Source organism: Phaeodactylibacter luteus, from assembly GCF_007993045.1.
GTDB lineage: Bacteria > Bacteroidota > Bacteroidia > Chitinophagales > Saprospiraceae > Phaeodactylibacter > Phaeodactylibacter luteus.
In genome coordinates this window covers 1-6,260 of the sequence record NZ_VOOR01000098.1, presented here as the reverse complement: position 1 = coordinate 6,260, position 6,260 = coordinate 1, and the positions used below count along the sequence as shown (strand labels likewise).

Below are 6,260 nucleotides of genomic sequence, written 5' to 3'. Positions count from 1 at the left end.
CGGGGGCGGGGGGTTGGTTTTGGGGTGTTTTGGTGGGCGGGGGGTGGCTGGGGGGTTGGTTTTATGGTGTTTTGGTGGGCGGGGGGTGGGCTTGGGGGTTGGTTTTATGGTGTTTTGGTGGGCGGGGCGGGGGCTTGGGGGTTGGTTTTGGGGTGTTTTGGTGGGCGGGGCGGGGGGTACCCGCATCATCTTTTACTAAGCTGATGCGAGTGTTTGTCCATCAAGTTGTCCCCAAACTCTTTCAGGCCCCGAACAGAAGGCGGCGTAAACAATTAACATCATAAGCCCCCACTTTCAGCCCAAGCTTTAGGGACTTACCAGGTTGATACTGATATTGGCATAAAAGGGGTTGGTGAGGGAGTTGAGCATAGCATACTCCTGATTGCCAAAGAAGCCCCGGAAAAATTCACCCCCTCCCGGCAAGGTGTCTGCGTTGTAGCTCCAGTTAATGCGGTACCCGGCCTGGGCTTGCAGCCATACAAAGCCAGTGAGCTGCCGTTGCCACATCGCCCGCCAGCGCATTTCGCCCCGGCGGATTTCCAGGCTTTGGTTGTTCAGCGTTTCAGAAACCCCGTTGATGCGGTAGCTCTGCCCTTCCAGCTCAAAGCCTGCAAACAGCATATTGCGCGGGCTTAAGCTGTAGCGTACGTGTGCCCGGGCTGGCAGCAGGCATTCTACCCCCCAGGGGCTGTCTTTTGCGGTCCAGTTGAGCAGGACAACCGGGATGTAGTTCATCTCTCCCACCCGATAGGTACGGGACAAGCCTACCGCCCACTGGAAATAGTCGCTTTTCCGCCATCCAAAAAGAGCCGCGGCAGAGTAACGCAGGTATTCCAGGGACTGCATATTATCCAAGGTATAGTCTCCGCTCAGATCGGCGCTCCCCTGAAAAAGGAGGAAGCGGGTTTCGTCAAGTGGCTTGAAAACAGTGGTATTCAGCCCGGCAGTGCGCAGGCCGTTCTCATTGATAGACCGGGCGACTTGGTTGTTGATCTCGTCATCGGGCTCATCAAATTGGTACTGCATATCCCATATATTGGCCCCGAGTTGGACCACCAGGCTATTGCGCGAATAGACCGGAATATTGGCGACCAGCCGCACGCCCTGCGTGGAATTGATCTGATAGGTCTCCTGAGGCACCTCTGCTCCATCTTCAAAGCTTCCGATGGCAGAAAAACTGGCATCATAGCTCCCCTGAAAGTCATAGCCCAGGGAAATCAGCTGCTGCGGGCTAATCCCGATAATTTTGGAGGAGCAATAGGTTTTCACCTCCACATCCCCGAAGTCAAAATCATCAAATTCGCCGAAATCCAGGTCGTTTTCCTGCGCCGTGCTGTCAGGCGTCTGAGCAGAGAGCCATCCGCATGACATCCATGCGGACAGCAACAACAAGATACGGTAAGACATTGCGGTAGTGCTTTTAAGGTATACCCTGGCAACCAAAGATTTGTGGATCCTAAGTTGCCAGACAATGCGTTGGAATTTCAATCAAGTGCAAAAAATATGCAGGGGACGGAGCGCCCCCTGCATATTATGACGGGTTATTTGACCCGGGTCCATACATCTGTACGGCCCAGTGCCTTAACGCCAATGTACCCCCGGATATCCAGGCTGCCATCCTTTTTCATTTTAATGGTACAGCTGTAAAGGCTACCGCTTAGCGGGTCGTAAATTGTCCCTTCGGTCCATTCATCGTCGCCAGCGTAAACGAAATCTTTGAGCATCCGATAACCCAAGAGTGGCGTATCCCGCAAAGACTCGTCCGGATTGTTCTTATCGAGCTTGGGCTTCCCTGTTTCCGGATCATTGGGCTCTTTGAGCTTAACGATGCGGCCGTAGTATTTGCCCGCAATATTCTGGACTTTCACCAACGCACGGCCATTACTGGGCGCCCATACGCCAATGAGGCGGTCCGCTTCTTTTTGATCTGCTTTTTTGTCTTGCCCGAAAGCAACCCCCACTGTGAGTATAGCGAGAGAGAAGGTGAGAAATATCGACTTCATCATGATTTTAATTGGTTTTGAGTAGTATTTGGGTGATAGAATACGCCCCTATGCCAACGGGAAGCCCCTTTATTTGGTGTGGGTTACATCAAACGTAAAATCTCCCGAAAAGGTTATCGTGGTGTCCATCATGTCAACGGGGATATTGGCGTCAATGACCCACACACATTCCTCGGAGGACAGCAATTCTGATAAATCCGCTTCATTGGAGACCTGCAGGGTAAGGCTTGACTGCCCTTTAGGCACGGGGTTCAACACCCCCACCTGAATCATGTCGCTGGAACTGGTTACCAATTGCAACACGACATCCGAAAAGGCATCAAAGTTATGCCCCTCCGGCGCTTTCAATACAGCGGAAGCAAGCGTAGCGCTCGTTAGCTTCCCCTCTGCCTTCATGGCAGGCGTAAAAGAGGCCTGTGCGGTATTAGGCCCCTGAAAAAGCGGCCCTTCCATGACAAAAGACTGGCCGTTCACCGGGTACTCCGAGGCCGTTTCCTGTCCACAGGAAGAAAGGAGCAGCATGCCAACGACGCCTAATAAATAGGCTGTTCGGAAGAAGATAGAAAGTTTCATACTCTATTTTAGTTCACTCGTATGCCCGAGTAATGTTTAGCAATAATACCACGGATAAAAGTATTACTTTTCCTAATTATTTCACAACCGGGAGGTGCATATCTCTAGGGCAGCCGCAAAGTAGCCCAAACCTGAAAAGTAAAATGCCTGCTTTTTGCCCCAAAGCCTCCGGGCGCAAAACAGATTGTCGTTTTTTGGGGCCTGCCCCTGCCGTGAAGGCAGGTGCCGCTATGCTACGGGGCTCGCTATCCGCTCGGCCTTATCAGGCCTGCCGCCCCTTCGCAGCGCTAGGCCGATGCCAGGCTAGTGCCTTAAGCCATAAATCTCTGATACTTAAGTTGAAGTTATTTTCCGGCTAATCAAGGCGAAGGTTCGCGACTTTAGCCTGAGCTAAAGGAGCGGTTCTTTAACGAAGAGTAGGCGGAAAAGAACGAAACTTGGGGTGGCAAGGATTTATGGCTTGAGGCACTAGAGCCGGAAAAGCTTAAACGGCTGCGACATTTTAGGTTACGCCCTGTAAATCTGTATGTATACCGATGATAAAGTAGTTTGTCACGGCAAACCAACTTGATGTCGGCATAACAGCTGGAAAGTGGCCTGCTGTATCTGGTCCACATAGCACGCCCGCATCATCAGGAAGGCGAAGATGGTCCAAAAGTGCCCCTGCCCATGTGAATACTTGCGCAGCCCCATTGGGCGCAGTCCACTCGTAATACGTCAGGTCCATCTTCAGCCCTGGGCTGCTGCTGTTGAGCTCCAGCTCATTGGCGCAGCCAAAGCAGTGTGTGCCCCCCCTCTTATTCTATAGTGTGCCACTTGACCTGCCCTTGATCGTCAGATTTGTCAAAATGCCAGTACAGGTGTTTGTGGCTGTCGGGTTTCACGCCAATGATGAACGCCCAGCTGGGCACACTGCACAATGCCTTCACTACTGGCGCACTTCTGACCGCCGCCCCTTGCGTATCTGCTCCCAAAGGCTGTATCTTGCCTCCATGAAGTACCCCATCGGCATACAGAGTTTCAGGGAAATCCGTGAGGGCGGATATGTATACGTGGATAAGACCAGGCAAATCCACGACCTGGTTTCAGAGGGGAAGTACTTCTTTTTGTCCCGGCCGCGCCGCTTCGGCAAGTCGCTCCTGTTGTCTACATTGTATGAGTTGTATACCGGTCAGGAAACACTGTTCCGGGATTTATGGATACATGCGCACTGGGATTGGCAGGCAGCGCCCCGGCCAGTCATCTGGCTGAAGTTTGCCCAAATAGATTACAAAACGAAAGGGTTGGAGGCAGCGCTGTTGGCCGAGGTGCATCGTATCGCCAAGGAGCTGGGGGCCAGCCTTTCTGAAGATACCCTGAAAAGCAGTTTTTCGGAGTTGCTGTACGAGGTGGGGCGCTCGCAGAAAGTGGTACTGCTCATAGACGAGTACGACAAACCGATCATTGATTTTCTGGACGACACGCCGCAAGCAGAAGCGAACCGGGATGTCCTGAAGAATTTTTACTCGGTGCTCAAAGATGCTGACCCTTACATCGAGTTTCTGTTCCTGACCGGGGTGTCCGCCTTCAGCAAAGTGAGTATTTTTTCGGACCTGAACAACCTGTCCAACATCACCCTTTCCCCTCAGGGCTATACCTTGCTGGGCATCACACAGGAAGAGCTGGACACGGTTTTTGAAACTCCAATGCAGGCCCACGACCGCAGCAAAGTGCGCGAGTGGTACAACGGCTACAGCTGGGGCGGGGAGGAGCGCCTGTACAACCCGTTTTCCATCCTGCGTTTTTTACAGAGCGGGCAGTACCAGAACTACTGGTTTGAGACGGGCACGCCGACGTTTCTAGTCAAAGAAATGCGCGACAAGCAGTTCTACGAGGCCTCAGGGATAGAAGCAGCAGTAAGCGACCTCAGCAACTTCGATTACCGTCACCTCAACCCTGTCAGTGTACTGTTTCAGACTGGGTACCTGACCATCCGCCACTACGAGCCAGAGGACTACCTGTACACATTGGATTACCCCAATAAAGAGGTCCGTTTTTCTCTGGAGCAGGTGCTGTTGGCTACTTATCTGGGGCATCCATCGGAGAGCCCGCTGCCCCGGATTGTCCATTTGAGGCGTGCTTTGCAGCAGAAAGACTTACCATCAGCCATTGACATCCTCAATGCGGCTTTCGCCGAAATCCCCTACGAGCACTGGCAAAAAGAGAACGAGCACTTTTACCATGCCCTCATTCATTTGATTTTCCGGTTGCTGGGCGTGTATGTCCGCTCCGAAGTCCACACGGCCCGCGGCCGCTGCGATGCCCTTGTGGAAACTGCCGACTACCTCTACGCCTTCGAGTTCAAGCTCGACCGGCCGGTGTCGGAAGCCCTGCGGCAAATCCGGGAGAAAGGCTACCTGTCGGCCTATGCGGACAGCACGAAGGAGAAGATTGGCGTGGGCGTCAGCTTTTCCACGGAGCAGAAGGGGATTGTGGATTGGGCGGTGGAGGGCGTTTAGCTATGTGTGCTTTCGGAAAATGTTAATTTTCTCGGTCAACATTGCAGGCTTGAAAAGATTGGCTTATATTTGGTTAAATAGTATATTTTCATTTTATGATCCTTAAATATCGCGCTCTATGAAATACCCCCCCCGGTTCCCATTGCTGTTTCAAAACTTAATTTGGGTTTTACCGCACCTTCTGATAGTATTACCAGCCAGCTCTTGATTCTTTTAACCTTGCGCCAAATGGCAAGCTGTAGGCTGCCTTAATCTGTATACCTCTATGAAATCATTCCCATTTTACAAGCAACTTGATGCTATGGACTGCGGTCCAAGCTGTCTGCGCATGATCGCAAAACATTATGGCAAGTCTTATACCCTTCAATATCTTAGAGATATCTCTTATATCGATCGTGAAGGGGTAAGCCTTAAAGGTATTAGTGAAGCTGCCGAAAGAATTGGTTTTCAACCTATGGCAGTCAAGATTCCCTTTTCTGCGCAGGGAGAAGCCCCCTCACTTTTAGTGGCTCCACTTCCGGTAATTGCTCATTGGAAGCAAAACCACTTTTTAGTAGTTTACAAAGCCAATAAAAAACATGTATGGGTCGCAGATCCAGGAGCCGGTAAATTCAGGCTCCCAGCGCAAGAATTTAAGGCAGGTTGGATATCTGATGGGCAGAAGGGGGTATGCTTGTTGCTATCGCCGGGAGGGCACATTTATCAGGAAGAAGAGGACCAGAGTAAGCCTTTAGGATTCGCTTATCTCCTGCAATATTTAAAACCCCATCGCAGGCTGCTCTCTCAACTTGTGGTCGGACTGTTGTTGGGCTCGCTGTTTTCTTTAGTATTTCCCTTTCTGACGCAGTCAGTCGTAGATATCGGTATACAAAACCAGAATATAGGGTTTATATATTTGATACTCATCGGGCACTTGGTCTTATTTATAAGCCAAACTGCGGTAAGGTTCATACAAAACTGGATACTGCTCCACATTGGCACTCGTATCAATATCAGCCTCATCAACGATTTTCTTTCTCGTCTTATGAGGCTCCCCATCGGTTTTTTTGATACCAAAATGACGGGCGACTTGCTGCAGCGCATAGGTGACCATCGGCGGATCGAGGTTTTTCTGACCCAATCGGCTTTATCTGTTATTTTCTCCGTTTTTAATCTAGTCATTTTCAGTTTTGTACTGCTTTATTAC

6 protein-coding genes are annotated in these 6,260 nt (G+C 51.0%); 2 read left to right on the top strand and 4 right to left on the bottom strand.

Going from position 1 to position 6,260, the window contains the following annotated elements; all coding sequences use genetic code 11:
- Positions 1 to 306 precede the first annotated feature (306 nt).
- From FRY97_RS21350 to FRY97_RS22525, 4 genes are all read right to left on the bottom strand, one after another.
- Complete coding sequence (locus FRY97_RS21350) at positions 307 to 1,407, bottom strand: DUF6268 family outer membrane beta-barrel protein (RefSeq protein WP_147169658.1); 1,101 nt, start codon at positions 1,405 to 1,407, stop codon at positions 307 to 309.
- Positions 1,408 to 1,541: 134 nt separating this feature from the next.
- Complete coding sequence (locus tag FRY97_RS21345) at positions 1,542 to 2,006, bottom strand: DUF2147 domain-containing protein (RefSeq protein ID WP_202965258.1); 465 nt, start codon at positions 2,004 to 2,006, stop codon at positions 1,542 to 1,544.
- A 66-nt stretch (positions 2,007 to 2,072) separates the two neighbouring features.
- Positions 2,073 to 2,576: a hypothetical protein gene (locus FRY97_RS21340; RefSeq protein WP_147169657.1), complete on the bottom strand. Its 504-nt coding sequence runs from the start codon at positions 2,574 to 2,576 to the stop codon at positions 2,073 to 2,075.
- Between the two features lie 797 nt (positions 2,577 to 3,373).
- A complete protein-coding gene (locus FRY97_RS22525; RefSeq protein ID WP_170254816.1) occupies positions 3,374 to 3,550 on the bottom strand; it encodes a hypothetical protein in 177 nt (58 codons plus the stop codon).
- 18 nt (positions 3,551 to 3,568) lie between these two features.
- Here FRY97_RS22525 and FRY97_RS21335 point away from each other — a divergent pair, with 18 nt between their 5' ends.
- Positions 3,569 to 5,074, top strand: coding sequence for an ATP-binding protein (locus FRY97_RS21335; RefSeq protein WP_147169656.1), 1,506 nt, complete (start codon positions 3,569 to 3,571; stop codon positions 5,072 to 5,074).
- A 265-nt stretch (positions 5,075 to 5,339) separates the two neighbouring features.
- Positions 5,340 to 6,260, top strand: a 921-nt coding sequence (locus FRY97_RS21330; protein ID WP_246141883.1) for a cysteine peptidase family C39 domain-containing protein, incomplete at its 3' end; no start/stop codon positions are given.

What these genes read in the sequence shown, in the direction of transcription:
- FRY97_RS21345 (WP_202965258.1), bottom strand. Translation starts at nt 2,006, where the DNA reads ATGATGAAGTCGATATTTCTCACCTTCTCTCTCGCTATACTCACAGTG.
- FRY97_RS21335 (WP_147169656.1), top strand. Translation starts at nt 3,569, where the DNA reads ATGAAGTACCCCATCGGCATACAGAGTTTCAGGGAAATCCGTGAGGGC.
- FRY97_RS21340 (WP_147169657.1), bottom strand. Translation starts at nt 2,576, where the DNA reads ATGAAACTTTCTATCTTCTTCCGAACAGCCTATTTATTAGGCGTCGTT.
- FRY97_RS21350 (WP_147169658.1), bottom strand. Translation starts at nt 1,407, where the DNA reads ATGTCTTACCGTATCTTGTTGTTGCTGTCCGCATGGATGTCATGCGGA.